Consider the following 26,999-nt stretch of genomic DNA (forward strand, 5'->3'; position numbering starts at 1 on the left):
GGGAGGGGGCTGGCCCTCGCTCAATCCTTTCCCAGTGTTGGTATCGCAATGCGGCTACTGGACTTGACTTCACGCAAAGCCAGGCTGGACTGGATGGACGCAATCCCCACCTGACGCCTGAGCACCTGCTCGACGAAGTCGCTGTAGCTATCAAGATCCTTCGCCAACACCTGCAACACATAATCGGCATCGCCAGTGATCTTGTGACAGGCCAACACCTGCGGTAATTGCGCAATCACTGCCTCAAAGGCGTCGGGCGCATGGTCGGCGTGGGTCGAAAAACGGATATGCACAAACGCCATGATATCCAACCCCAGCATGCGTCGATCAAGGTTGGCTTGATAGCTCGTTATGACGCCCGCCTCCTCCATTCTCTTACGCCTTCGCCAACAAGGCGTCAGGCTTGACGACAGTCGTTCACTGAGCTCGGCGTTGGAAATACTCGCATCCTCCTGCAGCAGCTCAAGGATAGCGAGGTCGGTTTGGTCGAGGCTGATGCGTTTGGAAATTTTTTTCTGCATAACGCCATTCCTGAGTAAAAACACCCGATAAATCTACTAATCATCGAAAACAAAGCAAAGAAATCGCCTCCTGGCCAGAACAGAATATTTGCACTGGCTCACATTAACGGATGCGCAGAATGTTTACAGTTTTTAGTGATTCCCACCGTTTGCACCACGGCACAGAATTAAAAGACGGCGTACTCAAACCGTCGTTCGAACAGCCCAGTCGAGCCGATACCGTCCATGACCGCGTCAAGCAGGTCGGCCTTGGCCAGATCATCGAACCGCGCGCATTTGACCGATCGTGCTACGTCAACGCGCACAGCGAGCGCTATGTCAGTTTTCTGGAAAGCGCGTGGACACAATGGTGCGCAACCGGACGTACTCACGATGCTTTGCCGCTGGTATGGCCCGTGCGCGACCTGGCCAATGATCAAGTACCGACCTTCATCGACGGCAAGCTGGGTTTCTACGCCATGGATGCCGGCTCCCCGATTACTGCAACCACCTGGCAAGCCGTAAAAACCAGTGCCGATATCGCCCTCACCGGCCTTGCCCTGATCGATGAAGGCCACGACAGCGCTTTCGCACTGTGTCGCCCGCCGGGACATCACGCAGCGCGCGAATACATGGGTGGCTACTGCTACCTCAATAACGCGGCCATTGCCGCACAGCAAGCCATTACCCAAGGCGCCAAACGTGTCGCGGTATTGGATGTCGATTTTCATCATGGCAATGGTACACAGAACATTTTTTACGACCGCAGTGACGTGATTTTCGTCTCGCTGCATGGCGAGCCGGCCGTTTCCTATCCCTACTACTCAGGCTTCAGCACCGAAGTCGGCGCCGGCCTCGGCGAGGGGTTCAACCACAACTACCCCTTGCCCAAAGGCACCACCTGGGAAAGCTACTGCAACGCCCTGCTCCATGCCTGCAAGAAGCTCCAGCACTTTGCGCCAGAGGTGCTGGTGATTTCACTGGGAGTCGACACATTCAAGGACGATCCCATCAGCCACTTCCTGCTGGAAAGCGAGGATTTCATCGGGATCGGAGAGCTTATTGCCAGCGTTGGCTGCCCCACCCTGTTCGTGATGGAAGGGGGTTACATGGTCGATGAAATCGGCATCAACGCCGTCAACGTGCTGCACGGATTCGAGAGCAAACGCAACTGAGCCATTCCTCGCTCAACGGCCTTCAATTCTGCAACGGAGAATAAAAACATGACGCTGTTTATAGATGTCGATGATGCTGCACGCCTGTTCACCCAAGTAGGCATCCGACGCGCTATCCGCGACATGGCGACCTACATCAACGCCGACTACGCACGCTGGTCGCAATTTGATAAATCGCCACGCACCGCCAACCACTCGGCAGCAGGTGTCATCGAACTGATGCCCACCGACGATGGCCAGCAGTATTCATTCAAATACGTGAACGGCCACCCGCACAACGGCCAGCAGAACCTGCTGACGGTCATGGCCTTCGGTGTTCTGGCCGAGGTGCAGAGTGGCTATCCCACCCTGCTCAGCGAACTGACCTTGACCACCGCCGTGCGTACCGCCGCAACGTCCGCGCTGGTGGCGCAATCGCTGGCTCGCTCGAATGCGACCTCGATGGCTCTCATCGGTAACGGTGCCCAGAGTGAATTTCAGGCGCTCGCTTTTCATGAAATGTTGGGCATCAGCGAAATCCGCATCTTCGATATCGATCACGACGCGTCCCTCAAGTTGAAGCACAACCTCGCGATGTTCCCGGACATTGAAGTCATTCTGGCCAGCTCCGTGAAGGAAGCGGTCAAAGGCGCGGATATCGTCACCACGGTCACCGCCGACAAAGCCTATGCAACGATTCTGACCCCCGACATGATCGAGCCCGGCATGCACATCAATGCGGTCGGCGGTGACTGCCCGGGTAAAACCGAACTGCATGCCGATATCCTGCGCAAAGCTCGGGTCATCGTCGAATTCGAGCCGCAAACACGCATTGAGGGCGACATTCAGCAACTGGAAGCCGATTCCCCCGTGATCGAATTTTTCCGGATTGCGCAGGGCGAAGTGGCCGGACGCGAAAACGATGTGCAGGTGACTGTCTTCGATTCGGTGGGCTTTGCCCTGGAAGACTTTTCGTCACTGCGCTACCTCAATGATCTGGCTCAGGCACAGCAAATCGGTCAACGCATCCACCTGGTACCGACGCCGGCCAACATCAAAAATCTCTTTCAACTGCTGGATCCGCAACCGGCCAAAGCCTCGCGTCTGCGCACCGTCAACTGATCGGTAATGACCGCCCCCAGCCACTTGGCGAGGGGGCCATTCACCCTCCAGGCATGTCTGTGATTGGCCGCTGCCTTTCTAACAAGAACGCCCGACACCTACTTTCTGCCAAAACTCAAAAACATAAAATCAAGAGGTTTTGCAATGAAATCGAATCCCTCCGGGCTGCTTGAACAGCCCGCGCTGCAGCGCACGCTGAGCAATCGTCACATCCAGTTGATGGCCATGGGCGGTGCCATCGGTACCGGCCTGTTCATGGGCTCCGGGAAGATCATCGCCCTCTCCGGGACGTCGATCATCCTCATCTACATGATCATCGGACTGTTCGTGTTTTTCGTCATGCGTGCCATGGGCGAAATGCTCCTGTCCAACCTCAACTTCAAAACTTTCGCCGACTTCGCCGGTGCCTACCTCGGCCCGCGCGCGGCATTCTTCCTCGGCTGGTCGTACTGGCTGAGCTGGAGCGTGGCGGTGATTGGCGATGCCGTCGTGGTCGGCGGATTTTTCCAGTATTGGTTTCCCGACGTACCGGCGTGGATACCCGCCGTCGGGATGCTGGCGACCCTTTTCGCGCTCAACGTGTTGACGGTCAGGTTGTTCGGTGAGGTGGAGTTCTGGTTCGCAATCATCAAGATTATTGCGGTGGTGACCCTGATCAGCGTCAGCAGCGTGCTGATTGCCAACTCCTTCGTTTCCCCCAGTGGCGTCACCGCGTCCCTGAGTCACCTGGTGGATAAACAGGCGGCGTTCCCTAACGGCTTGTTCGGCTTCTTCGCCGGCTTTCAAATGGCGATTTTCTCCTTCGCTGGCACCGAGTTGATCGGCACAGCCGCCGCCGAAACTCGATCTCCGGAGAAAACCCTGCCCAAGGCAATCAACTCGATTCCGCTGCGGATCATCTTGTTCTACGTGCTGGCCCTGATCTGCATCATTGCTGTGACGTCCTGGCAGCAGGTGTCTGCAATCAAGAGCCCCTTTGTCGAGCTGTTTCTTGTAGCAGGGTTCCCCGCAGCAGCCGGTATCGTCAACTTTGTGGTACTGACTTCTGCGGCATCATCGGCAAACAGCGGCGTATTTTCATCGAGCCGTATGCTGTTCGGGTTGGCCAACCAAGATAACGCACCACGAGTATTCCGACGGCTATCGAGTAACAGCGTGCCTCTGTTAAGCCTGGCGTTCACGACGTTGCTGATGCTGGTGGGTGTATTGGTGCTGTTCGTCGTTCCGGAAGTCATGACAGCATTTACTATCGTCTCTACCGTGTCGGCGATCCTGGTGATTTTCACTTGGTCGACGATCCTTGCGTCTTATATTGCCTATCGCAAAAAACGCCCTGACCTGCATGAAAAGTCGGCTTACAAGATGCCTGGCGGGGTGCCGATGGCCTGGTTTTCCCTGGCGTTCCTGGGCTTTGTGCTCTGCCTGCTGGCGTTGCGACCTGATACCCGTATCGCCCTGATGGTCATGCCGGGATGGTTCGTGTGGCTGGCAATTGCTTATCAGTTGACTCGCGCCTTGAAGCCAACGTCTGACGCTGTTCCTGGCAGGCAGAACGCGACAGTCGCGCAGCCCTAGTGAAACTCGGACTCACCAAGGGCTGCCTGGTATGTACCCGCGCTATCGGGAGCCAACCCTAATACTTGTAGGAGCGAGCTTGCTCGCGAAAAACGCCCAGACAACGCGTTCATTCTGGATAAACGGGTGGGCCCTGAGTTCTTCGCGAGCAAGCTCGCTCCTACAAAAACCTTAGAGACCGGTCCAGGCTTGGACGAACGGAGTCAGGTCTTCCTTCGGCGCGGTGCGCGGCGGGTTCTGGGGGGTGCCCAGGTAGAGGAAGCCAATCACTTCCTCGCCGGGTACCAGCCCCAGGCCTTTGGCGACGTGGGCCGAGTAGGACAACTCACCCGTGCGCCACACCGCGCCAATTCCCTGGGCGTAGGCCGCCAGCAGAATGCCGTGGGCCGCGCAGGCGGCTGCCAGCAGTTGTTCGGATTTGGGCACCTTGAAGTGCTCCTGCAGACGGGCAATCACCACCACTACCAGCGGCGCGCGCAACGGGCCGTTCTGGGCTTTGTCGATGGCGGCTTGCGGGGCGTCGGCATCCTGCAGGCGCGCAGCTTCGGCGAGCAGCGTGCCCATCCGCTCACGGGCCGTGCCTTCCACGGTGAGGAAGCGCCACGGGCGCAGTTGGCCGTGGTCGGGCGCGCGCATGGCGGCGGCGAACAGCACGTCGCGCTGCTCCTGGGTCGGCGCCGGTTCCAGCAAACGCGGCACGGAAACACGGTTGAGCAAAGCGTCGAGAGCCTGCATTGGCCACCTCCAGAAAAAAATGTGCGCTCATTCTAGCGGAATGAATCGGGATGCCACCAAACGATAATTGCTCTTATTCAAACTGCCCCGCCCTGTTAGACTTTGCCCCCACATTTTCCGCCTTCGTTCAGGAAACTCGATGTTCCGTTCGCTACTTCACCTGTGCGCAGCGTTGATGGCCCTGGGCCTGACCGCCTGCGACGACGCCCCGCAGTTTACCCAGGCCGAGCCGGGTGAAGCGCGCGCCGGCGGTGCCACCACGGTGAACAAGCGCGACCAGAACGCCTTCTCCCTGCCCTCAGCCAACCTGGCGCCCACCCGCCGCCTGGACTTCAGCGTCGGCAACAGTTTCTTTCGCAGCCCCTGGGTGATCGCGCCCTCGACCACCACCGCACGTGACGGCCTGGGCCCGCTGTTCAATACCAACGCGTGCCAGAACTGCCATATCAAGGACGGCCGGGGCCACCCGCCGCTGGCCGATGCGCCCAATGCCGTGTCGATGCTGGTCCGCTTATCTATCCCGGATGCTGCACCTTACGCCAAACTCATCGAACAGCTCGGCGTAGTGCCCGAGCCGGTCTACGGCGGGCAACTGCAGGACATGGCCGTGCCCGGCGTGGCGCCGGAAGGCAAGGTGCGGGTCGATTACACACCGGTCAACGTCCAGTTCAAGGACGGTACGGTGGTCGAGTTACGCAAGCCCGACCTGCAGATCACCCAGCTCGGCTACGGCCCGATGCACCCCGACACACGTTTCTCTGCACGCATCGCCCCGCCGATGATCGGCCTGGGGCTGCTCGAAGCCATCAGCGACGCCGATATTCTGCGCAACACCGACCCGAAAACCGCTGACCGTGAGGCCATCGTCGGCCGGGCGAATCGGGTGTGGGATGACGCCGCGCAAAAAACCGTGCTGGGGCGATTTGGCTGGAAAGCCGGGCAACCCAACCTCAATCAACAAAATGTTCACGCGTTTTCTGGTGATATGGGCCTCACCACCTCCCTGAGACCCTTCGATGACTGCACCGACGCCCAAGTCGCCTGCAAACAGGCACCAAACGGCAACGGCCCCGAAGGCGAGCCGGAAGTCAGCGACAACATCCTGCGCCTGGTGCTGTTCTATACGCGTAACCTCGCCGTGCCGGTGCGCCGCGACGTCGATGCGCCGCAGGTGCTGGCCGGCAAAAACCTGTTTTACCAGGCCGGCTGCCAGGGCTGTCATAAGCCGACGTTCACCACGGCCGCCAACGCCGCCGAACCTGAGCTGGCCAATCAAGTGATCCGCCCCTACAGCGACTTGCTGCTGCACGACATGGGCGAAGGGCTTGCCGACAACCGTACCGAATTCAAGGCCGGTGGCCGCGACTGGCGTACCCCGCCGTTGTGGGGCATCGGCCTGACGCAAACCGTGAGTGGTCACACCCAGTTCCTGCATGACGGCCGCGCCCGCAACCTGCTCGAAGCCGTGCTCTGGCATGGCGGGCAAGCGCAAGCGGCGCAGCAGCATGTGTTGTCGTTCAACGCCGAGCAGCGCGCCGCGTTGCTGGCATTTCTGAATTCTCTATAAGCTTTGCCCCAATTACAGAAGGGAGCTCGACATGTTCCGTCCCAAGTTGTTGTTCACCAGCCTGGCCGCCCTCGCCCTCGGCGCCTGCTCGCCCCAGGACCCGCAAGCGGTGACTTCGGCGGCCATCGCCAAGCAAGTCATCCTGCCCACTTACAGCCGCTGGGTTGAAGCCGACCGCCAACTGGCCGTCAGCGCCCTGGCCTACTGCCAGGGCAAGGAAAGCCTGGACACCGCCCGTGCCGACTTCCTCCACGCGCAAAAAGCCTGGGCCGAGCTGCAACCGCTGCTGATCGGCCCGCTGGCTGAAGGCAACCGCGCATGGCAAGTGCAGTTCTGGCCGGACAAGAAAAATCTGGTGGGTCGCCAGGTCGAACAGTTGGTCGCCAGCCAGCCACAGATCGACGGCGCCGCCCTCGCTAAATCCAGCGTGGTGGTGCAAGGCCTGTCGGCCTACGAATATATCCTCTACGACGCCAAGCCTGACGTCGCCGACGAAGCCCAGAAAGCCCGTTACTGCCCGCTGCTGATGGCCATCGGCGAACGCCAGAAAGCCCTGGCCGAAGAGATCCTGGCCAGTTGGAACAGCACCGACGGCATGCTGGCGCAGATGAGCAAGTTTCCGAACCAGCGCTACGCCGATTCCCACGAAGCGATTGCCGACCTGCTGCGCGTGCAAGTGACCGCCCTGGATACCCTGAAGAAAAAACTCGGCACGCCGATGGGCCGCCAGACCAAGGGCATCCCGCAACCGTTCCAGGCCGATGCGTGGCGCAGCCAGTCGTCCCTGCAGAGCCTGGAAGCCAGCCTCGCGGCGGCCCAGACCGTATGGGTAGGCGTCGACAACAAAGGCCTGCGCGGCCTGTTGCCGGCCGATCAGAAAGCCCTGGCCGACAAGATCGACGCCGCGTATGCCGCGTCATTGAAACTGTTCGCCAGCAACCAGCGCTCCCTCAACGAACTGTTGAACGATGACGCCGGGCGCCAGCAGCTCAATGATCTCTACGACAGCCTCAACGTGGTCCATCGCCTGCATGAAGGCGAGTTGGCCAAGGCGCTGGGCATCCAACTGGGCTTCAACGCCAACGACGGTGACTGATGATGCTCAGGCGACAGGCTTTGGCGGTAGGCAGCGTGCTGCTCAGTGCATTGACGTTGGGCGGCTGGACGCTGTTCAAGCAGAAAGACAAGAGCCCCCTGCTGCTGTCGGCGCGCGATGACGCCGACGGCAAGCACTACGCCGTCGGTTATCGCCTGGACGGCACGCAGGTGTTCGCCACCCAGGTCGGCCAGCGCTGCCACGACATCGTCAACCACCCGACGCTGCCGATCGCGCTGTTCGTCGCCCGCCGCCCGGGCACCGAGAGTTACCTGGTAGACCTGCGTGACGGCGCGCTCCTGCAGACCATCACCTCGAACCCCAATCGCCACTTCTATGGGCACGCGGTGATCCACAAGAGCGGTGACTGGCTGTACGCCACCGAGAACGACACGTCCGATCCCGGCCGTGGCTTGCTCGGGGTGTACCGGTTCGAAGGCGAGCGGCTGGTGCACAGCGGGGAAATCTCCACCCATGGCATCGGCCCGCACCAGGTCTCCTGGATGCCCGATGGCGAAACCCTGGTGGTGGCCAACGGCGGCATTCGTACCGAAGCCGAAAGCCGCGTGGAGATGAACCTCAATGCCATGGAGCCGAGCCTGGTGCTGATGCACCGCGACGGCAGCCTGATCAGCAAGGAAACCCTGGGCCAGCAGATGAACAGCGTGCGCCATATGGGAATCGCCAGCGATGGCACCATCCTCACCGGGCAGCAGTTCATGGGGCCGTCCCAGGAGCGCTCCGAGCTGCTCGCGATCAAGCGTCCGGGCCAGCCATTCGTGGCCTTTGCAGTGGCCGATGCGCAGTTGCAGGCGATGGGGCACTACACCGCCAGCGTCGCGGTGCACAGTGAGCTGCGGCTGGTGGCGTTGACGGCGCCGCGTGGTAATCGGTTTTTTATCTGGGACATGGACAGTGGCGAGTTGCGCCTGGACGGCCCGCTGCCCGATTGCGCCGGGGTCGGCGCGGTGGCGGACGGCTTTGTCGTGACCTCGGGCCAGGGGCGCTGCCGCCTATACGATTGCCGTCAGAAACAGCCGGTAGCGACGCCGCTGACCTTGCCTGCAGGGTTATGGGATAACCACCTGCACCTTATGACGTAACCCCCCGCCTCGATCTCAAGGCTCCTGCGCCGACGCCAAGGAGCCTAGCCGCCGACAACCACCAACGCCTGGCACATCGCCTACGCAGTCTGTGGAATTGCTTCTCATCCGAGAGACTTGTCCCACAACAACTTGCGAAGCTACCCCTTATCCCCTTCCTTGTTCTGACGAAGACTGCGGCGCTCAGCGCAGTGCCGCCTGGTCGTGCGTGCTCGCGCTTCGTTAACCCTGCACACGTCTTCACAAGGACTCCATTATGACCATGCCGGGCCGCCGGATGATTATCATGCTCAGCCTCGTTCTGTCAGTCGTGCTGATGCTCGCCGGCTACAAGACGTACTGGGTTTATCAGCAACTGCAGCTTTTGCATGGGCCAACGCCACCCGTCAGTGTGGCGACGTCCAATGCCTTTGAAATCCCCTGGCAGCGCCAAATGCCTGCCGCGGGCACGCTCAAGGCGTTGCAAGGTATCAACCTGAGCACTGAGGTGCCCGGTGTCGTCACACAGTTGCACTTTGAGTCAGGGCAAAGGGTCGAGGCTGGACAGACCCTGCTGCAGCTCGAGCACCAAACCCAACAGGCAGAGTTGGACGTGGCAAAGGCCGACCAGCGCCTGGCCCGTCAGAACTTTGAGCGCGGTCGAAAACTGGTGGACATCAGCGCCATCTCCAAAGGCGAATTCGATCGGCTCGGTGCTGAACTCAACCGCAACACTGCCCTCGTTGCACAGCGCACCGCAGCGCTGGAAAAGAAACACATCACCGCCCCTTTCACCGGCACCATCGGCATCCGCCAGGTCAACGTGGGTGATTACCTGCAAAGTACCCAGGTTATCGCCAGCCTGCAGGACACACGCCGCCTTTACGTGGACTTTTATGTGCCCGAGCAAGCCGTTCAACTGATCAGGATCGGGCAGCCGGTTCAGGTTGAGGTCTCGGCACGCCCAGGCACCTTCAGCGTCGCCGAGGTGAGCGCCATCAACCCGATCGTCGATGACAGCACGCGAAATGTGCTGGTGCGCGCGACGCTGCCCAACCCACGCGACGACCTGCTCCCGGGAATGTTCGCCCATTTACGGGTGCTGCTGGACGAACCGACTGCGCAAACCGTGATCCAGGAAAGTGCGATCGCCTTCAACCCTTATGGTCAGTACGTTTACGTGATAACCCGAGGCAACAACGGCGAGCCGCAGGCCCCCGATACCGGCGATACACCGCAACTGATAGCCGAGCAGCGCTTGATCGAAACGGGCGAGCGTCGCAATGGCCTGGTGGTGGTTTCCAAGGGGTTGAACAAGGGCGAACAGGTGGTCACCGCCGGCCAGCTCAAACTGAAACACGGCACCCCCGTGCGTATCAGTATTGACCGAAGCCAGCCGGATGGGCGACCGATGCCACATCAGGAGGGCGCACAATGACCTTCACCGACCGGTTCATCCGTCGCCCGGTACTGGCCGTGGTGGTCAGTCTGTTGATCGTGCTGCTGGGCTGGCAGGCCTACGAAAAACTGCAGCTGCGCCAGTTTCCGCAGATGCAGAACGCGCTGATCACTGTCACCACCGTCGCCCCGGGTCTGAGTGCGCACACTATCCAGAGTTACATCACACAACCCTTGCAACAAAGCCTGGCCAGCGCACAAGGCATCGACTATATGACGTCTTCCAGTCGCCAGAATATCTCGATTATCTCTATCTATAGTCGGCTCGACGCCGACAGTGACCGCTTGTTCACCGAGCTGCTGGCCAAGTCCAATGAAGTCAGGAACCAGTTGCCCAGCGGGATTGAGGATCCGGTGCTGAGCAAAGTTGCAGTGGACAGCACCGCGCTGATGTACCTGAGTTTTTCCAGCAAAACCATGAGCAATGCTCAGATCACGGACTACCTGCAGCGCGTGGTCCAGCCGCGACTGGTGACACTGCCGGGCATGGCGCAAGCGCAGATCATCGGCAGCCAGAGCTTCGCCATGCGCCTGTGGCTCGACCCGATAAAACTCGCAGGGTTTGGTCTGAGCGCCGCTGACGTGACCCAGGCAATCAGACGCTACAACGTACAATCTGTCGCGGGGGACCTTACCGGCGAATATGTCGTCACCAGTGCGACCACCAACACTGAACTGCAATCGGCCGAGGGGTTCAGTGCGATTCCCGTGAAAACCGACGGCGACAATCAGGTGCGCCTGGGAGACGTCGCACGCGTGGAGCTGGGCTCGCAAAATTACGACAGTTTCAGCACCTTCAATGGCACCCCTGCGGTTTATATCAGTATTCAAGCCACACCCGACGCCAACCCCCTGGAGTTAGGCAAGCGTGTCCGCGAACTGATCCCACACCTGCAATCGCAGCTCCCGCCCGACTTGCATTCGGATATCGCTTACGATTCGACGCTTTACATCAATGCCTCGATCGACCAAGTGCTGTCCAGCCTGGTAGAAGCCGTACTGATTGTAGTGTTGGTGGTGTTTTTGTTCCTGGGCTCCTTGCGCTCGGTGATCATTCCCGTCATCACCATTCCGCTGTCGCTGATTGGCACCTTGTTCCTCATGCAGCTGATGGGCTATTCCATCAACGTCCTGACGCTGCTGGCCATGGTCCTGGCGATCGGCCTGGTGGTCGATGACGCCATCGTGATGATGGAAAACATTCACCGCCACATCGAACAGGGTAAATCCCCACTTGAGGCCGCGATCAAGGGGGCAAGAGAGGTTTGCATCCCGGTGGTGTCGATGACCATCACGCTGGCCGCAGTCTATACACCCATCGGTTTCATGCAGGGCCTGACCGGGGCGCTGTTCAAAGAGTTTGCCCTGACCCTGGCCGGCGCTGTGGTGATTTCCGGGATCGTGGCGTTGACGCTGTCACCGATGATGTGTGCCATTTTGCTTCGCCCTGAAACACAGCCACAGGGCCTGACGCGGGTGCTGGACCGATTCTTCAACGCGTTGAAAACGCGCTATCAGCGCCGTCTGCACCAGATCATGCAAGCGCAGTCCGTAGTAGTGGTATTCGCCGCGCTCGTACTCTGCCTGATCCCAGTCATGCTCACATTCACCCTCTCGGAGTTGGCGCCCGACGAGGACAAGGGCCTGATTTTTATCCTGTCCAATGCGCCCCAACCGACCAACCTGGCGTACCTGAACCGCTACACCCAGGACTTTATCGAACCGTTCAAAACCTTTCCCGAATACCAGGCATCCTTCCAGATCAACGGCCTGGACGGCGTACATTCAGGCGTTGGCGGCTTCCTGCTCAAACCCTGGGAGGAACGTGAACGTACACAGATGAGCGTCCTGACAACCTTGCGTGAAAAACTCGACAACAACCCCGGCCTGCAAGTCTTCGCGTTCAACCTGCCTTCCTTGCCAGGCACAGGTGAAGGGCTGCCCTTTGGCTTTGTCATCAGCTCCCAGCAGGACCACAACTCGATGATCGGCGTGGCCGAGCGCATCAAACAACGCGCGATCGACTCAGGAAAGTTTGCCTACGTGGATATCGACCTGGCCTTCGACCGACCTGAAGTAACGGTCGAAATTGACCGGACCAAGGCCGCCCAGATGGGCGTGTCCATGGAGGATCTGGACCTGACCTTGAGCACCCTGCTGGCTGAAGCGGAAATCAACCGATTCAGTATTGACGGTCATCTCTACAAAGTGATTGCTCAAGTGGAGCGCAGCTATCGGGACAACCCAGCCTGGCTGAGCCAGTACGCAGTCAAAAACGCCAAGGGTCAATTACTGCCCTTGTCGACGCTGACCACAGTCTCCAGCCCACAGGTTCGGCCACGGCAGTTGAATCAGTTTCAACAGCTCAATTCAGTCACGGTGTCGGCCTTTCCGATTGTGGGTATGAGCAACGCACTGCAGACCCTGCAAACCATCGCCCAGGAGGAGGCGCCAGCGGGCTATACCTTCGATTACCGCAACGCGACACGTCAGTTCGTGCAGGAGGGAAATGCGCTATGGGGCACGTTTGGCCTGGCGTTGGCATTCATCGGCCTGGTATTGGCGGCGCAGTTTGAAAGCCTGCGCGATGCCCTGGTGATACTGGTGACGGTACCGCTGTCGGTATGCGGTGCATTGATCGCACTGTTTCTGGGTTGGTCCACCCTGAATATCTACACGCAAATCGGGCTGGTCACGTTAATCGGCTTGATCAGCAAGCACGGCATCCTGATCGTCGAGTTCGCCAATCAACTGCGCAAGGAAAAAGGCCTGTGTGCGCGCGCTGCGGTCGAACAAGCGGCTGCGATCCGCCTGCGGCCGATTCTGATGACGACGCTGGCAACGGTAATGGGCGTCGTCCCGCTGATTTTTTCCAGCGGTGCGGGTGCGGTCAGTCGGTTCGATATCGGCATGGTGATCGCCACCGGCATGTCGATTGGTACCCTATTCACCCTGTTCGTCCTGCCGACGGTGTACACGGCGCTGACCAAAGCTGACAACGTGCCCCTTCAATAGCGTGATCGGTGAGTGCGCCTTCAGTTCACTGCAGTGACTTGCGCTCACCCGATTGCCCCCGCTGAGTCCCAAAAAAAAGGGCCTCGCATCGCGAAGCCCTTCCTGGGGGGTTCAATCGTTTCAACTCTGCGGCCTCATCGCTTGAGACATCCCGAACATGAATAACAGCAATTCATGATCGGGCTTGGCCGCCACACTGACCTTGGCGACACGTGGCTGCAGGCATAGCCCACCGCCTTGCGCCGCACTGAGTACCTGTGTGCGAGGCTGTTCCCACGCAGCCAGGGCGAGGGCTGCAATGCCCAACGCCCCGACCAGGAACACACCTCGTGCTATTTCTAGCTTCATTTGGTTAAACCCTTGATAGCGCTGCCAAACGCCGTCTCATAAAAGTAGCTGAGTTTTTTCCAGTCGGTGTCGTTCCACGACGAATGGCGGCGCAATTGCAGCATGTCGTGGGAGGCGGCCCGATAAGCGGTCAGACGCTGGCGACATTTTTCAAAGTCCAGCAACGCCACTTCCACGGTCACCGCATCGCCCTCGCCGGTGACCCGTACGAAGATGTGCTTGATATACAGGCAACCATGCTGCCAGCGCCCTTTGTGCATGCGCGCCAGGGTCCCGGCCAGCTCCTTGAGCAGGCGTTCATGCACCTCCTCGCCGTATTGCTCGCGACCACCGGCGGCGTACCAGTTTTCGATCTCGTCGAAACCGTCCAGCGAAGCGGTCACCAGTAAGGCTTTCCATTGATGTTCGGGGTCGCGTCGCGCCTCGCAGAACACCATCTCCGGCACCCGTACATCGAGCAAGCGCAGGCCCCTGAGCGCATCACGTTCACGCAACACGGTCGGACGTCCAAACGGATGCAGCCAACTGCGGTAGATGTGGCCGGTCTGGCGCTTGCAGTAGAGCAAACGGCCATTGGCACTGACCACCCGCTGTACGCCACTTTCACCGCCACGCCGACGATTGGGCTCTTCTACCCATTCGCCCTGCTGGCGCCAGAAAAAATCAAATCGTTCTTCGGGAGCTACATGACTGCCGACTACGCACTCAACTGCCATCCTGTTACCTCTTACGCAATACATAGACTCGCCACATGGCGTAGAGCGGCATGAAGTCCAGGGATTCCTGAACCCGGAAACCGGCCTGCTCGAATTCTGCCTCGACAGTAGCAGCCGGTAACACAAACCGGTTTTGGTAACCTTCCTGCTCACCTTTCTTACGACGACGCACTTCGGCGCGCTTACGCTTCCAAGCCTTGAAATTGCCATCCACCCACAGCGAGATAATCACGCTGTCACGGGTAACACGTTGAAACTCCCGCAGTATTGTCATCCTGTGCGCTGGGTCACCGATGTGGTGCATCAAGCGCATGCAGAAAATACTGTCGACCGAATTATCTGGCAAATCGATATCAAAGGCAGATGTCTGCAAAGGACGTACCCGTTTCACCACTTCCGGGGGTTGGGCCACCGTGGCGACCTTCAACATCGACGCCGAATTGTCGGCCCCGATAATCACGCGGTTGGGTTTCTCGGCCAGCAACGGCCAAAACCGGCCAGCACCACACGGCAGGTCTAACACCAGGCTTGGCTCACCGGCCATGGCCAGCGCCGCGCGCGCCAGCTGCTCGTCGCGTTTGTGGGACCACCGGCGGGCCAGATTGTCCTGATGCTTGAGCAAATAGCGGTGAGCGTGGTTATCGTCGTACTTTTCAGAAAACTCTAACTTGATCGGCGAAGGCATCTTACATCTCCAATTACTGATGCCTACAACCCTAAGCAGCGAACTGTGATCAACAAGTCAACTCGTTGTGAAAAACTTGTCCTGTCCAATTGCATACATTTCAAGACTTTACAGAAACATTCAGTAGCATCGGGCCATCTTCGCTGAAAAACCGGCGTCGTGCAGCAGCAAATTGTCAGACTAAGCGGTCAGGTTTTGACTTGATCCAATTCGACATGAAAACGGCAACCATTGGGCTCCATGGTGCTCAGGGTCACGCTCCAGCCCTGGTTCTCACAGATGCGCTGCACCAGCGACAAGCCCAAGCCCAGCCCCTCGCCGCGCTTCTCGCTGCCCCGCACAAACGGCTCGAACATCGCCTCACGCTTGTCTTCAGGAATGCCCACGCCGGAATCCTCCACCACAAAACCGCTGGGCTCCAGGGTGAGGCGGATAAACCCTTGCTCGGTGTAATGCAGTGCATTGCGCAACAGATTGCCCATCACCGCATGCAGGAAGGTGGTGTTGTAGCGGGTATCCAGCGGATTGCCTGGGCAGTAGATCAGTTCAAGGCCCTTTTGCTCGATGGGCCCGCGCCAGATCCCGAGCAGGTCCTCAGCCACCTGTGTCAGGTTGACCTGGGCCGACATGGCGGCATCGTCATGCTGGGCACGGGCCAGCATCAGGAAGGTCTGCACCAACTCGCGCATTTCTTCACAGGCCCGGGCGATTCGCTGGACCTGGTTGCGCCCCCGTTGATCGATTGCCGGGTTCTCCAGCAGCAGCTCGCAGGAACTGGCCAGCACCATCAAGGGTGTGCGCAATTCATGGCTCACATCGCTGGTAAACAACTGCTCGCGAGACAGCGCCTGGCGCAAGCGACCCAGGGTGGCATCGAACGCCACCGCCAACTCGCCCACTTCGTCGGCCGCATAATCCGGTGCCAGTGGCGGCGCAAGCCCGAGCAACTGGTCGCGATGGCGCACCTGGCGCGCCAGCCGTACCACCGGCGCCATCACCTTGCGCGCCAGCACCCAGCCGAGAAACACCGCCAACGCCAGGCTGAGCACGAAGCCCACCAGCACCACGGCAAACAGGACGCGCTCGCGCTCTTCGAAATCGCTCTGGTCCTGCAGCAGCACATAACGCCGGCCATCGATCACCTCGACCATGGCGTGGTATGACAGCGACTCGCGAAACACTTCATGAAAGCCTGGGTCCAGATGCCGCAGGTCCTTGGGCAGCTCGAAATCGCCGGGGCCGCCGCTGAAATAAAACAACTGGTCAGGCTCCGGCCGGTGTCGCCAGTCTTCCATGCTGTCCATCAACAGCAGCCGTTGCAGATCGCCGCCCAGGCCCGCCGAAATCAACTTCTCTTCCACCAGGTGCACCGTCGCGACGATGCCCATGGCGAAAGCCCCCGCCACCAACGCGCTCATCAAGGCAAAGGCGATGATGATCCGCTGGGCAAGGCTTTGCTTAAACTCCATCACGGCCCTCGGCGAGGCGATAACCCACACCGTGCACCGTTTGCAGCAGCGGCTTGGCGAAAGGTTTGTCGATCACTTGGCGCAATTGGTGGACGTGGCTGCGCAAGCTGTCGCTGTCCGGGCAATCATCGCCCCACAAGGCTTCTTCGAGAATTTCCCGACGCAATACGTGCGGGCTTTTCTGCATCAATACTGCCAGCAGCTTCAGGCCGACCGGGTTGAGCTTGAGCATGCGCCCTTCGCGCGTGACCTCCAGGGTGTCGAGGTCGTAATGCAGGTCGCCCACTTGCAACACACGCCGCCCGCCACCCTGGGCCCGGCGCAGCACCGCTTCGATGCGCGCGGCCAGTTCGGACAAGGCGAACGGCTTGAGCAGGTAGTCATCGGCCCCGGACTTGAAGCCCTGCAGCCGGTCATCCAACTGGTCGCGGGCGGTGAGCATGATCACCGGGGTGTCGCGGCGTGCATCTTCACGCAGGCGTTTGCACAGGGTGTAGCCATCGATGCCGGGCAGCATGATGTCGAGCACGATCAAGTCGTAATGCTCGGTGGCGGCCAGGTGCAGGCCCGACAAACCGTCCTGCGCACAGTCCACTGTGTAGCCTTTGAGCCCCAGGTAATCGGCCAGGTTGGCCAGAATATCGCGGTTGTCTTCAACCAATAAAATTCGCATGGGCAGTGTCTCCGTACGCGGTAACGGCCGTGTTGGCTCGCGCAGCTTAAGGCCAAGTGCGGCTCAGGGATAGAGCGGCGAGGCCCGTCGATAAAGGTTTTCAACTGATTGGGCAGCCAAACGAGTTTTTCACTATAGCTTCACAAACTGACTACAGTGTCAGCGTGAAGATCGCCGCCATTGATAAAAGGAAATTTGACATGGGGCTCCCCAAAACCGCGCCTGTGCGCTATTTGCTGTTGATAACCGGCGCCTGGCTGGTTGTTTTCCTGCTCACCCGTAGCGTGCTGCTCATCACTCACCTGGATGAAGTCGGCGGTAACCTGCTGCCGGTGTTCGGCGTGGGTCTGCTCTACGACCTCGGCTTCCTGGCCTATGCGGCGTTGCCGCTGGGGCTGTACCTGTTGCTGTGCCCGCCGGCGCTGTGGCGCCGTCGCGGTCATCGCTGGTTCCTGCAAGCGCTGCTCACGGTGAGCCTGTTCGCGATGCTGTTCACGTCGGTGGCCGAATGGCTGTTCTGGGATGAATTCGGCGTGCGCTTCAACTTCATCGCCGTTGATTACCTGGTGTATTCCGACGAGGTGTTGAACAACCTGCTGGAGTCCTACCCGATCGGCAAGCTGCTCAGCCTGCTGGCGATGCTCGCGCTGATCCTCAGCGTGGCCCTGCGCAAGCCCTTCAACGCCGCGATGGCCGCGCCCCTGCCGGCGCTGCGTGGCCGGTTGGTGAATGCCGTGGCCTTGCTGGTGGTCGCCGGCCTCAGCCTGCAATTGATCAGCCAGGACAGCCCGCGCACCCAAGGTGGCAACGCCTACAACAACGAACTGGCCAGCAATGGCCCCTATCAGTTCTTTGCCGCGTTCCGTAACAACGAACTGGACTACACGCAGTTCTACAAAAGCCTGCCAACCGATGTCGTCGCCAAGCAATTGCGCGCCGAACTCAGTGAGCCCAACGCCCGTTTCATCGACCAGGACCCCCTGGATATCCGCCGCGCCATCACCAACCCAGGCACGCTGCGCAAGCCCAATATCGTGCTGGTCACCATCGAAAGTTTCAGCGCCAAATACATGGGCAGCAACGGCGACGAGCGCCACCTCACGCCCAACCTCGATGCGCTGCGCCAACAGAGCCTGTACTTCAATAACTTCTATGCCACCGGTACGCGTACCGACCGTGGCCTGGAAGCCATCACCCTGGCAGTTCCTCCTACGCCTGGGCGCTCTATCGTCAAGCGCATCGGCCGCGAAAGCGGTTTCGCCAGCCTGGGGCAGCAGCTTTCCGCCATTGGCTACGACAGCGTGTTCGTCTACGGCGGGCGCGGTTACTTCGACAACATGAATGCGTTTTTCAGCGGCAATGGCTATCGCGTCGTCGACCAGAGCAGTGTGCCCGAAGCGCAAATCTCGTTTAAAAACGCCTGGGGCATGGCCGACGAGGACCTGTACAAACAAACCCTGAATCTGGCCGATGCCGACTACGCCAAGCAGCAGCCGTTTTTGCTGCAGTTGATGACCACCTCCAACCACCGTCCCTACACCTATCCGGACGGGCGTATCGATATCAAATCCGGCAAGGGCCGTGACGGCGCGGTGAAATACACCGACTACGCCATCGGCCAGTTCCTCGACGCCGCGCGTCAGAAGCCCTGGTTCGATAACACGATCTTCGTGTTCGTCGCCGACCACACCGCCGGCAGTGCAGGCAAGGAAGACTTGCCCATCACCAACTACCAGATCCCCCTGTTCATCTATGCACCGAAGCTGATCGACGCCCGGGAAACCGCGCAACTGGCCAGCCAGATCGACCTGGCGCCCACGCTGCTGGGCTTGATCAACCTGAGCTACGAATCGACGTTCTTCGGCCGCAACCTGTTGCAAGACAACCCGCTGCCACCGCGCGTGGTGGTCGGCAACTACCAGCACCTGGGCCTGTTTGACGGCACGAACCTGGCGATTCTCAGCCCGCGCAAAGGCCTGCGTCGGCATGACCAGGCGCTGGGGGACAGCCAGGAACTGCGCGTCGGCAGCGACGACCCGTTAATCCAGCGGGCGATCACCTATTACCAAGCCGCCAGCTACGACTACAAGCAACAACTGCTGAGTTGGAGAGCCCCCAAGGAAGAGGCCCCAGCCCTGAGCACACGCTAATCAAAACGTCCCGTGCGGGTGAGTACGGGACGTTTTTTACCAAGGTCCGTCATGAAGCCCCCCGCCTCCCTACCCGTTTCTAAACCGCTTAATTTTTGGCTGTGTCTGGGCCTCCCCGTCGGCGCCGCATTGGTCTTGCTGCTTCTGCAGCTGACCTCGCTGGACATGGACCTGGCCAAACGCTTCTACGATGCCGAGCAAGGCGGCTTCATCGGCCGCTATAGCTTCTTTCTCGAAGACATCCTGCATGATCGCGCCAAGCAACTGGTGATCCTGTTTTCGGTACTGGCGATTCTCGGGCTGGTCGGCAGCTTCATCCTGCAGCGACTCAAGCCCTACCGCCGCGAACTGGTCTGCCTGGTGCTGTCCCTGGCAATGGCGACGGCTTTCGTGGCGCCGTTGAAGACCATCACCGCCGTGCAATGCCCCTGGAGCCTCAAGGAATTCGGTGGCCAGGAAATTTACAGCGAACTGCTTAGCCCTCGCCCGCCGACCGATAAACCCGGTCGCTGCTGGCCCGGCGGACATGCGGCAACCGGGTTTGCCTTGTTCGCCTGGTTTTTTGCCCTGCGCGATCGCCGGCCACGCATGGCGCGCAACGCGTTTATCTTTGCGCTGGGCTTGGGCAGCGTGTTTTCAGTGAGCCGCATGCTGCAAGGGGCGCACTTTTTTTCCCACAACGTGTGGACGGCGATTTTCTGCTGGCTGATCTGCCTGGGCATGTATTGCCTACTGTTGTACCGGCCATCGAAGCCCGCCACGTCCCGTTGACGGCTTGCGCAACACCCATAAAAAAACCCCGCCTGCATCGCTGCAGGCGGGGTTTTTTAACTAGCCGGGTAAGGCTGGCTTACATCATGCCGCCCATACCACCCATGCCGCCCATGTCTGGCATACCGCCGCCAGCGCCTTCAGCCTTAGGCTTGTCGGCGATTGCAGCTTCGGTGGTCAGAATCAGACCGCCGATGGAGGCTGCCGCTTGCAGCGCGGAACGCGTCACCTTGGTTGGGTCCAGGATGCCCATTTCGATCATGTCGCCGTAGACGCCAGTCGCAGCGTTGTAACCGTAGTTACCTTTGCCGTTCTTGACTTCGTTGACCACAACGCTTGGCTCATCGCCGGAGTTGGCAGCGATCTGGCGCAGCGGTGCTTCAACGGCACGACGCAGTACAGCGATACCGACGTTCTGGTCAGCGTTGTCGCCGGTCAGGTTGGTCAGGGCTTCCAGAGCACGGATCAGCGCAACGCCACCGCCAGGTACCACGCCTTCTTCAACGGCTGCACGGGTTGCATGCAGGGCGTCTTCAACGCGGGCCTTCTTCTCTTTCATTTCGACTTCGGAACCGGCGCCAACCTTGATCACTGCAACGCCACCGGACAGCTTGGCCAGACGCTCTTGCAGTTTTTCACGGTCGTAGTCCGAGGAAGTTTCGGCTACCTGAGCGCGGATCTGAGCGATACGCGACTCGATGTCACCTTCAACGCCAGCACCGTCAACGATGATGGTGTTTTCCTTGGAGATGGTCACGCGCTTGGCGCTACCCAGGTTTTCCAGGGTGGCGCTTTCCAGGCTCAGGCCGATCTCTTCGGAGATAACGGTACCGCCGGTCAATACGGCGATGTCCTGCAGCATGGCCTTGCGACGGTCGCCGAAGCCTGGAGCCTTGACGGCTGCAACCTTGACGATGCCACGCATGTTGTTCACAACCAGGGTCGCCAGGGCTTCGCCTTCAACGTCTTCGGAAACGATCAGCAATGGGCGGCCGGCTTTGGCAACGGCTTCCAGCACTGGCAGCATTTCGCGGATGTTGGAGATCTTTTTGTCGACCAGCAGGATCAGCGGGCTGTCCAGCTCGGCAACCATGGTGTCTGGCTTGTTGACGAAGTACGGGGACAGGTAGCCACGGTCGAACTGCATGCCTTCTACAACCGACAGTTCGTTTTCCAGGCCCGAGCCTTCTTCAACGGTGATCACGCCTTCTTTGCCGACTTTTTCCATGGCTTCGGCAATGATGTCGCCGATGGAGCTGTCGGAGTTGGCGGAGATGGTACCTACCTGAGCGATAGCCTTGGTGTCAGCGCATGGCTTGGACAGGTTTTTCAGCTCGGCAACGATGGCGATGGTCGCCTTGTCGATACCGCGCTTGAGGTCCATCGGGTTCATGCCGGCAGCAACGGCCTTGTAGCCTTCGTTGACGATGGCCTGAGCCAGTACGGTCGCGGTGGTGGTGCCGTCACCGGCGTCATCGTTGGCACGGGAGGCAACGTCTTTGACCAGCTGCGCGCCCATGTTTTCGAAACGGTCTTCCAGTTCGATTTCTTTGGCGACGGAAACGCCGTCCTTGGTGATGGTCGGAGCGCCGAAGCTCTTCTCGATGATCACGTTACGGCCTTTCGGGCCCAGGGTCGCTTTTACTGCGTCAGCCAGGACGTTGACACCGGTGAGCATTTTTTTGCGGGCGGAGTCGCCGAATTTAACTTCTTTAGCAGCCATGATCGATATTCCTTAAATACTTTGGAGTAAACGGGAAAATGAGCGGGGAAATCAGTCTTCCAGTACGGCGAGAATTTCGTTCTCAGCCATTACCAGCAAGTCTTCGCCGTCGATTTTCACAGTGTTGCTGCCGGAGTAAGGGCCGAAAACAACCTTGTCACCCACTTTCACGGCCAGCGCACGTACTTCACCGTTTTCCAGAGCCTTGCCTGGACCCGCAGCAAGAATCACACCGTGGTTGGCTTTTTCAGCAGCCGAACCTGGCAGAACGATCCCGCCGGCGGTTTTCTTTTCTTCTTCACTGCGACGGATGACGACGCGGTCATGCAGAGGACGAAGCTTCATTGTCGATCTCTCCTAATTGTGTTTTTCATCGGCCGGTATCAATTCCGGCGGGTTAAATTCCGGCGGTGCCGGTCGCGGCTCGCTGGGCGAACCGCGGAAGTCTGTCTAGTGTCACCACCAGAAACCTTGCGGTGACCGTTACATAAGGGCGCCCAGGCTTATTACAAGGGCCAGCGCAGTAAATTTTTTGTGTTTGCCCAAGGATGAAATGCAACACGGCACCCGAAGGTGCCGTGCCGGTGAAGCGGTTATTTGTTGTCGCGGTGTTCGAATTCGCCTTCGATCACATCGCCTTCACGCCCCAGGGGCTGGCGCGGGGCCGGGCCGCCACGGGGTTGCAGGTCGTCGGCAAAAGCACGCTGGCGCAGGGCCGCTTCTTCGGCACGCTGGCGCATCTTGCCGGCCAGCAATTTGCGTGTGACCGGCAGCAGCATGACCAGGCCCACCACGTCGCTGATGAAACCCGGCAGGATCAACAGGCCACCGGCCAGGGCCATCATCAGGCCTTCGAGCATGGTCTGGGCGGGCAGCTCGCCGCGGTTCAGGCTTTCACGGGCACGCAGTGCCGTCGCCAGCCCGGCGACGCGCAGCACCAGCACGCCGAGCATCGAGCCGAGAATGATCAGCAGCAGTGCCGGGAAAAATCCGATCGCACCGCTGACTTGAACGAATACGAACAGCTCCAGCACCGGAAACAATAGAAAAAGCAACAAAAAAGGGCGCATCAAATGGTTCCTCAACGCAAGAATGCCTTGCTAGTTCACCTTAGATGACGTCGCCTTTTCGTGAATTCAAGCACTAACGTCTGATTTTTTCGGCCAGGATCCGGCGTGAGCCAATGAAACCAAGGCTTCGCGTACTTGTGTCGGCGTGTTGCAAGGTTCGCCAAACGGCAGCCAGTGCAGGGCTTGGCCGATACGCAGGTGCATGCCTTCGCTGTCGATGCCGGCCAGTTGCGCAGGCTCGGTCGTCGGTAAACCGGCAAGGTTGACGTAATGGGCGATGGCCTTGGCGTGATCGCTGTTCATGTGTTCGATCATGCTGCGTTCGGCGTTGCCCGCGAACGGATTGGCCAAGGTCAGGTGGTCGACCCAGTGGATCGCGCCGAACCCGCCGATATACCGGTGGCGCACCGGCTGGAGCACCCAGAAATCGAAATCGTGGGCCTTGTGGTAGTTGGCCGACTCGGGGAAGTAACGGTAATAGCGCTCGGCGGCGGCTTCGATCGCAGCGGCGTCGTCGAGTTTTTCGGCTTGCGCCAGGTAGGTCAGGCGCCCGACGGCCTGCACATCGTCAGCTTCGCGCTCACCCACCAGCAACGAACACTTGGGGTCGTTCTGCAGGTTGTGGGTGTGCTGGGCGATGCGACTGATCAGGATCAGCGGGCGGCCCTGCTCGTCGAGGCAGTACGGCACGACCGAACCGAAGGGAAAACCGGGCATGGCTTTGGATTGTGTGGCCAAGGCCCCACGGTATTCCTTGAGCAACAGCTCTCGGGCGTTCCTGGCAACGTGCGCGCTCAATGTATGACTCCTGGGTTGTTTCGCCGCCCATGGCATATGGGAATGGATCTCAACACAAGGTAATCAATATCTGCGCAGGTTGCCAGGGTGCTCGATGCCGCGTTACCAGGCCACGCCAAACCCTGCGGTGTAGCGGGTCTTGCTCAAGCTGCTGTCGGAGTCGCCGCTGATGACGTCGCGCTCGGCCTTGAGATTGAGCGAGGCCCATTCGGTGACCTTGTAGCGCAGGCCCATCTCGGCATCCAGGGCATACTCGGCCGGACCGTCGATCGGCTTGCCCAGCTCACCGTTGGTGAAGAATTCCACGGTCTTGCCTACCAGGTAGCGGTTGTAGTTCCACTTCATGGCCAGGGAATAGAAGTTGTCCTTGCCGCCATCGGCGTATTCGTAATCGGTGCGGTTGATCAGCGAGCCGAGGGAGAACGCGCCCAGTTCATCGTCCCAGAACTGATAGCCCGGGCCGGTACCGACGGTGCGTTGGCGCGCCAGGTCTTCGACCTTGTCGCGCTTGTAGGTCAGGCGGCCCTGCCAGAACCAGTGCTCGGTGATGAAGCGGTCCAGATCGTATTCCAGGGCCCAGTTATCGGTGGTGGTGACGTCGTCCTGGAATTCGCGGTTGTACTCGCCCTTGCCGGTATGGCGCCACTGGCCGTGACGGGCCGAGGTCTTGAAGTCGACGTCGTAGTCGTTGGTGTCTTTGTCGGCGCGCTTGTAGTCCAGCGCCAGGTCGATGTTGCCCTTCCACACCAGGTCTTCGATCACAGGCTTGGGCTTGAGGATCTGCTGGATACTGGCCAGGTCCACGGTCTTGGGTGCTTCGCCGTTGGCCAGCACGACTTTGCCATCCTCCGCAGCCTTGAGGGACTTGGCCTTTTCACCACTATAGGCGTCCTGCTTGACCAGCAACTCCTGGTCGCTCTCCAGGGTTTTCACCTGCTTCCAATCCACCGGGATGGCGCCCCCGTAGCTGGTTTGGATCAGCAACTTGCCACCGTCGAAAACTTTGATCTTGCCGGTCAGGCGGTCACCGTTCTTCAACCAGACGGTATCGGCGAGCAGGGGCGTGGAAGCACTGAGGACAGCGAGGCACAGCAGGGTTCTGGACAACATAAGCAGATACGGGGCTCGGGGTTGGCGAAAAGAAGGGGCTATCGTCGTGGATAGCCTGAACTGACTCAACTATTTATAGTGAGTTCCATGCTCACCCCCAAGTTTACAGACGTTTCTTACAAAAACACCGACGTTCTCAACGGATAGCCCCACAGTGAATGAACCTGCCGACACCCCGCAAAGCCCCGCCGACATACGCCGCACCGCGCTTTACCTGACCTTGGCGCAAGTGCCGACAGGTTGCGTCGTAAGCTACGGCGAGTTGGCGCACCTGGCCGGGTTGGGGCGCGCCGCACGCTGGGTCGGGCGTACCCTGAGCCAGCTTCCCGCAGACACCCGACTGCCCTGGCATCGGGTGCTGGGTGCCGGTGGTCGGATAAGTCTGCCGGTGGGCAGCGCCTCAGGTGACGAGCAACGTGCGCGTTTACGCAGCGAAGGTGTCAGCATCCTGAACAATCGCGTTGATATTCAGCGCCATGGCTGGCGCCCGGTAGAGCACAGCGGTTAGAGTGCGCGCTTTGTTTCCGCAAATCTGAGGCAGACTCCAGCCCATGCCCCGTAAAACCTGGCGCGCCGCGCTCGCCGCCTATGCCAGCCCCTCGACGTTAGTGCTGTTGTTGCTCGGTTTCGCTGCCGGCATGCCTTATATGTTGGTGTTCTCGACGCTTTCCGTGTGGCTGCGTGAAGCGGGTGTGGCCCGTGAGACCATCGGTTATGCAAGCCTGATCGGGCTGGCCTACGCCTTCAAGTGGGTCTGGTCGCCGCTGCTCGACCAATGGCGCCTGCCATTGCTCGGGAAACTCGGGCGCCGGCGTTCCTGGCTGGTGCTTTCCCAATCGCTGGTGATCCTCGGATTGATCGGCATGGGCTTTTGTGACCCGCAAAAACACTTGTCCTGGCTGATTGCCATTGCCGTCGTCGTTGCCTTCGCCTCGGCCACCCAGGACATCGCCGTCGATGCCTACCGCCTGGAAATCGCCGACGACAGCCGCCAGGCCGCCCTGGCCGCCAGCTATATGTCCGGTTATCGCATCGCCGCCCTGCTGGCCACGGCCGGTGCGCTGTTCTTTGCCGAAGGCTTCGGCTCCACCGGTTTCAACTATAAGCACTCGGCCTGGACCGGCACCTATGTGCTGTTCGGCGTGTTGATGGTTCCGGCCCTGCTCACCACCCTGTTGATGCGCGAACCCAACGTGCCGCTGCGCACCCAGTTGCAGGCCGGGCGCTATAGCTTCGTGCATCAGTTGGCGTCAGTGTTCGTGCTGATTGTGCTGCTGGTGTCGGTGCCTGCAATGTTTACCCAGCTGTACAACACGGATTTCGCCAGCGTGCTGTTCCAGGGCGTGAGCCTGTGGGAACTGCTGATGGAAGACCGTGCCTTCCTGCGCGCTATCCTTTATATCCTGCTCACCGCCCTGTGCCTCTCGGCCATGGGCCGCCGTGGCCTGGCGCCGGTGCTGACGCCGGTCAACGACTTTATCCTGCGCTACCGCTGGCAGGCGTTGCTGCTGCTCGGGTTGATCGCCACCTATCGCATGTCCGATACCGTCATGGGCGTGATGGCCAACGTTTTCTATATCGACCAGGGTTTTACCAAGGACCAGATTGCCGGGGTCAGCAAGATCTTCGGCCTGATCATGACCCTGCTCGGCGCCGGCATGGGCGGCCTGTTGATCGTGCGGTTCGGGATTCTGCCGATCCTGTTCATCGGTGGCGTGGCCTCGGCCGGCACCAACCTGTTGTTCGTGATGCTCGCCGACATGGGCCCCGACCTGCAGATGCTGATCGTCACTATTTCCCTGGATAACTTCAGCTCCGGCCTGGCCACCTCTGCGTTTGTCGCCTACCTGTCGAGCCTGACCAACCTCAAGTTCTCCGCCACCCAATACGCGCTGCTCAGCTCGATCATGCTGTTGCTGCCGCGCCTGATCGGCGGGTACTCGGGGGTGATGGTGGAGAAGTTCGGCTATCACAGCTTCTTCATGATCACCTGCCTGCTGGGGGTGCCGACGTTGTTCCTGATTGCCCTGCACTGGTTCCAGGAGAATCGGCGCGCCCAGTTGAATCCCCCGCAAGAAGACTGACACGGCTCGGTCAATGTGGGAGGGGGCTTGCTCCCGATGGCAGCGTGTCAGTCAGTACATCTGACACTGACACACCGCTATCGGGAGCAAGCCCCCTC

The 26,999-nt window shown here is 59.8% G+C and carries 24 protein-coding genes; 12 read left to right on the forward strand and 12 right to left on the reverse strand.

From position 1 onward, the window contains the following. Positions 1 to 20: 20 nt before the first annotated feature. Positions 21 to 521, reverse strand: coding sequence for an Lrp/AsnC family transcriptional regulator (locus C4J84_RS20395; RefSeq protein ID WP_124371729.1), 501 nt, complete (start codon positions 519 to 521; stop codon positions 21 to 23). 119 nt (positions 522 to 640) lie between these two features. On the opposite strand from C4J84_RS20395, the gene C4J84_RS20400 reads away from it, so the two are divergent. The 3 genes from C4J84_RS20400 to C4J84_RS20410 all read left to right on the forward strand — a co-directional run bounded on the left by C4J84_RS20400 (position 641) and on the right by C4J84_RS20410 (position 4,351). Beyond that, entirely contained in the window at positions 641 to 1,675 is a 1,035-nt protein-coding gene (locus tag C4J84_RS20400) for a histone deacetylase family protein (protein WP_124436346.1), read from the forward strand. Positions 1,676 to 1,723: 48 nt separating this feature from the next. Further along, positions 1,724 to 2,776, forward strand: coding sequence for an ornithine cyclodeaminase (locus tag C4J84_RS20405; protein WP_124436011.1), 1,053 nt, complete (start codon positions 1,724 to 1,726; stop codon positions 2,774 to 2,776). 144 nt (positions 2,777 to 2,920) lie between these two features. Beyond that, entirely contained in the window at positions 2,921 to 4,351 is a 1,431-nt protein-coding gene (locus C4J84_RS20410; RefSeq protein ID WP_124436347.1) for an amino acid permease, read from the forward strand. A 171-nt stretch (positions 4,352 to 4,522) separates the two neighbouring features. Here the strand turns inward: C4J84_RS20410 and C4J84_RS20415 are convergent, their stop codons facing one another. Continuing rightward, entirely contained in the window at positions 4,523 to 5,086 is a 564-nt protein-coding gene (locus tag C4J84_RS20415; RefSeq protein WP_124430395.1) for an NAD(P)H nitroreductase, read from the reverse strand. A 139-nt stretch (positions 5,087 to 5,225) separates the two neighbouring features. Here C4J84_RS20415 and C4J84_RS20420 point away from each other — a divergent pair, with 139 nt between their 5' ends. The 5 genes from C4J84_RS20420 to C4J84_RS20440 all read left to right on the forward strand — a co-directional run bounded on the left by C4J84_RS20420 (position 5,226) and on the right by C4J84_RS20440 (position 13,304). Continuing rightward, a complete protein-coding gene (locus tag C4J84_RS20420) occupies positions 5,226 to 6,653 on the forward strand; it encodes a di-heme oxidoredictase family protein (protein ID WP_124436012.1) in 1,428 nt (475 codons plus the stop codon). A 31-nt stretch (positions 6,654 to 6,684) separates the two neighbouring features. Next, complete coding sequence (locus C4J84_RS20425; RefSeq protein ID WP_124364232.1) at positions 6,685 to 7,749, forward strand: imelysin family protein; 1,065 nt, start codon at positions 6,685 to 6,687, stop codon at positions 7,747 to 7,749. 2 nt (positions 7,750 to 7,751) lie between these two features. Beyond that, positions 7,752 to 8,852 carry a DUF1513 domain-containing protein gene (locus C4J84_RS20430; RefSeq protein ID WP_124369017.1) on the forward strand — a complete coding sequence of 367 codons (1,101 nt, stop codon included), beginning with the start codon at positions 7,752 to 7,754 and terminating at the stop codon, positions 8,850 to 8,852. A 262-nt stretch (positions 8,853 to 9,114) separates the two neighbouring features. Continuing rightward, complete coding sequence (locus C4J84_RS20435) at positions 9,115 to 10,269, forward strand: efflux RND transporter periplasmic adaptor subunit (RefSeq protein WP_124372469.1); 1,155 nt, start codon at positions 9,115 to 9,117, stop codon at positions 10,267 to 10,269. Beyond that, positions 10,266 to 13,304, forward strand: coding sequence for a multidrug efflux RND transporter permease subunit (locus C4J84_RS20440; protein WP_124436013.1), 3,039 nt, complete (start codon positions 10,266 to 10,268; stop codon positions 13,302 to 13,304). The genes C4J84_RS20435 and C4J84_RS20440 overlap by 4 nt, the downstream gene beginning before the upstream one ends. Before the next feature lie 120 nt (positions 13,305 to 13,424). Here C4J84_RS20440 and C4J84_RS20445 read toward each other — a convergent pair whose 3' ends face one another. The 5 genes from C4J84_RS20445 to colR all read right to left on the reverse strand — a co-directional run bounded on the left by C4J84_RS20445 (position 13,425) and on the right by colR (position 17,195). After that, the gene (locus tag C4J84_RS20445; protein ID WP_124364233.1) at positions 13,425 to 13,652 is read right to left on the reverse strand and encodes a hypothetical protein; all 228 of its coding nucleotides are present in this window, start codon (positions 13,650 to 13,652) and stop codon (positions 13,425 to 13,427) included. Further along, a complete protein-coding gene (locus C4J84_RS20450) occupies positions 13,649 to 14,368 on the reverse strand; it encodes a lipopolysaccharide kinase InaA family protein (RefSeq protein ID WP_124436014.1) in 720 nt (239 codons plus the stop codon). Before C4J84_RS20450 ends, C4J84_RS20445 begins: the two co-directional genes overlap by 4 nt. A 4-nt stretch (positions 14,369 to 14,372) precedes the next feature. Next, positions 14,373 to 15,053 (reverse strand): class I SAM-dependent methyltransferase, encoded by a 681-nt coding sequence (locus C4J84_RS20455; RefSeq protein WP_124364235.1) that lies wholly within the window; start codon positions 15,051 to 15,053, stop codon positions 14,373 to 14,375. Between the two features lie 188 nt (positions 15,054 to 15,241). Then, positions 15,242 to 16,522, reverse strand: a complete 1,281-nt coding sequence (locus tag C4J84_RS20460; protein WP_124368216.1) for a HAMP domain-containing sensor histidine kinase — start codon at positions 16,520 to 16,522, stop codon at positions 15,242 to 15,244. Continuing rightward, a complete protein-coding gene (colR, locus tag C4J84_RS20465) occupies positions 16,512 to 17,195 on the reverse strand; it encodes a two-component system response regulator ColR (RefSeq protein WP_124364237.1) in 684 nt (227 codons plus the stop codon). Before colR ends, C4J84_RS20460 begins: the two co-directional genes overlap by 11 nt. Before the next feature lie 200 nt (positions 17,196 to 17,395). On the opposite strand from colR, the gene C4J84_RS20470 reads away from it, so the two are divergent. Both C4J84_RS20470 and C4J84_RS20475 read left to right on the forward strand, forming a co-directional pair. Continuing rightward, a complete protein-coding gene (locus C4J84_RS20470; RefSeq protein WP_124371735.1) occupies positions 17,396 to 19,345 on the forward strand; it encodes an LTA synthase family protein in 1,950 nt (649 codons plus the stop codon). Between the two features lie 51 nt (positions 19,346 to 19,396). Further along, a complete protein-coding gene (locus tag C4J84_RS20475) occupies positions 19,397 to 20,116 on the forward strand; it encodes a phosphatase PAP2 family protein (protein ID WP_124371736.1) in 720 nt (239 codons plus the stop codon). 79 nt (positions 20,117 to 20,195) lie between these two features. On the opposite strand, the gene groL is transcribed toward C4J84_RS20475, so the two are convergent. The 5 genes from groL to C4J84_RS20500 form a co-directional block, all read right to left on the reverse strand. After that, positions 20,196 to 21,839 (reverse strand): chaperonin GroEL, encoded by a 1,644-nt coding sequence (groL, locus tag C4J84_RS20480; protein WP_057723897.1) that lies wholly within the window; start codon positions 21,837 to 21,839, stop codon positions 20,196 to 20,198. A 51-nt stretch (positions 21,840 to 21,890) separates the two neighbouring features. Beyond that, positions 21,891 to 22,184: a co-chaperone GroES gene (locus tag C4J84_RS20485; RefSeq protein WP_124364240.1), complete on the reverse strand. Its 294-nt coding sequence runs from the start codon at positions 22,182 to 22,184 to the stop codon at positions 21,891 to 21,893. Positions 22,185 to 22,432: 248 nt separating this feature from the next. Next, positions 22,433 to 22,909 (reverse strand): FxsA family protein, encoded by a 477-nt coding sequence (locus C4J84_RS20490; protein WP_124364241.1) that lies wholly within the window; start codon positions 22,907 to 22,909, stop codon positions 22,433 to 22,435. A 66-nt stretch (positions 22,910 to 22,975) separates the two neighbouring features. Next, the gene (locus C4J84_RS20495) at positions 22,976 to 23,707 is read right to left on the reverse strand and encodes a HugZ family protein (RefSeq protein WP_124436015.1); all 732 of its coding nucleotides are present in this window, start codon (positions 23,705 to 23,707) and stop codon (positions 22,976 to 22,978) included. Between the two features lie 102 nt (positions 23,708 to 23,809). After that, positions 23,810 to 24,817: a DUF481 domain-containing protein gene (locus C4J84_RS20500; protein ID WP_124408068.1), complete on the reverse strand. Its 1,008-nt coding sequence runs from the start codon at positions 24,815 to 24,817 to the stop codon at positions 23,810 to 23,812. Between the two features lie 154 nt (positions 24,818 to 24,971). Here C4J84_RS20500 and C4J84_RS20505 point away from each other — a divergent pair, with 154 nt between their 5' ends. Both C4J84_RS20505 and C4J84_RS20510 read left to right on the forward strand, forming a co-directional pair. Beyond that, complete coding sequence (locus tag C4J84_RS20505) at positions 24,972 to 25,325, forward strand: MGMT family protein (RefSeq protein WP_124405180.1); 354 nt, start codon at positions 24,972 to 24,974, stop codon at positions 25,323 to 25,325. Between the two features lie 43 nt (positions 25,326 to 25,368). Next, positions 25,369 to 26,901, forward strand: a complete 1,533-nt coding sequence (locus C4J84_RS20510; protein ID WP_124368222.1) for an AmpG family muropeptide MFS transporter — start codon at positions 25,369 to 25,371, stop codon at positions 26,899 to 26,901. Positions 26,902 to 26,999 lie beyond the last annotated feature (98 nt).

The organism is Pseudomonas sp. R11-23-07 (assembly GCF_003852295.1).
In the GTDB taxonomy this organism is placed as follows: Bacteria; Pseudomonadota; Gammaproteobacteria; order Pseudomonadales; family Pseudomonadaceae; genus Aquipseudomonas.

Bases quoted from the DNA above. Each gene is read 5' to 3' on its own strand.
- C4J84_RS20395 (WP_124371729.1), bottom strand. From the start codon at position 521: ATGCAGAAAAAAATTTCCAAACGCATCAGCCTCGACCAAACCGACCTC.
- C4J84_RS20400 (WP_124436346.1), top strand. From the start codon at position 641: ATGTTTACAGTTTTTAGTGATTCCCACCGTTTGCACCACGGCACAGAA.
- C4J84_RS20405 (WP_124436011.1), top strand. From the start codon at position 1,724: ATGACGCTGTTTATAGATGTCGATGATGCTGCACGCCTGTTCACCCAA.
- C4J84_RS20410 (WP_124436347.1), top strand. From the start codon at position 2,921: ATGAAATCGAATCCCTCCGGGCTGCTTGAACAGCCCGCGCTGCAGCGC.
- C4J84_RS20415 (WP_124430395.1), bottom strand. From the start codon at position 5,086: ATGCAGGCTCTCGACGCTTTGCTCAACCGTGTTTCCGTGCCGCGTTTG.
- C4J84_RS20420 (WP_124436012.1), top strand. From the start codon at position 5,226: ATGTTCCGTTCGCTACTTCACCTGTGCGCAGCGTTGATGGCCCTGGGC.
- C4J84_RS20425 (WP_124364232.1), top strand. From the start codon at position 6,685: ATGTTCCGTCCCAAGTTGTTGTTCACCAGCCTGGCCGCCCTCGCCCTC.
- C4J84_RS20430 (WP_124369017.1), top strand. From the start codon at position 7,752: ATGCTCAGGCGACAGGCTTTGGCGGTAGGCAGCGTGCTGCTCAGTGCA.
- C4J84_RS20435 (WP_124372469.1), top strand. From the start codon at position 9,115: ATGCCGGGCCGCCGGATGATTATCATGCTCAGCCTCGTTCTGTCAGTC.
- C4J84_RS20440 (WP_124436013.1), top strand. From the start codon at position 10,266: ATGACCTTCACCGACCGGTTCATCCGTCGCCCGGTACTGGCCGTGGTG.
- C4J84_RS20445 (WP_124364233.1), bottom strand. From the start codon at position 13,652: ATGAAGCTAGAAATAGCACGAGGTGTGTTCCTGGTCGGGGCGTTGGGC.
- C4J84_RS20450 (WP_124436014.1), bottom strand. From the start codon at position 14,368: ATGGCAGTTGAGTGCGTAGTCGGCAGTCATGTAGCTCCCGAAGAACGA.
- C4J84_RS20455 (WP_124364235.1), bottom strand. From the start codon at position 15,053: ATGCCTTCGCCGATCAAGTTAGAGTTTTCTGAAAAGTACGACGATAAC.
- C4J84_RS20460 (WP_124368216.1), bottom strand. From the start codon at position 16,522: ATGGAGTTTAAGCAAAGCCTTGCCCAGCGGATCATCATCGCCTTTGCC.
- colR (WP_124364237.1), bottom strand. From the start codon at position 17,195: ATGCGAATTTTATTGGTTGAAGACAACCGCGATATTCTGGCCAACCTG.
- C4J84_RS20470 (WP_124371735.1), top strand. From the start codon at position 17,396: ATGGGGCTCCCCAAAACCGCGCCTGTGCGCTATTTGCTGTTGATAACC.
- C4J84_RS20475 (WP_124371736.1), top strand. From the start codon at position 19,397: ATGAAGCCCCCCGCCTCCCTACCCGTTTCTAAACCGCTTAATTTTTGG.
- groL (WP_057723897.1), bottom strand. From the start codon at position 21,839: ATGGCTGCTAAAGAAGTTAAATTCGGCGACTCCGCCCGCAAAAAAATG.
- C4J84_RS20485 (WP_124364240.1), bottom strand. From the start codon at position 22,184: ATGAAGCTTCGTCCTCTGCATGACCGCGTCGTCATCCGTCGCAGTGAA.
- C4J84_RS20490 (WP_124364241.1), bottom strand. From the start codon at position 22,909: ATGCGCCCTTTTTTGTTGCTTTTTCTATTGTTTCCGGTGCTGGAGCTG.
- C4J84_RS20500 (WP_124408068.1), bottom strand. From the start codon at position 24,817: ATGTTGTCCAGAACCCTGCTGTGCCTCGCTGTCCTCAGTGCTTCCACG.
- C4J84_RS20510 (WP_124368222.1), top strand. From the start codon at position 25,369: ATGCCCCGTAAAACCTGGCGCGCCGCGCTCGCCGCCTATGCCAGCCCC.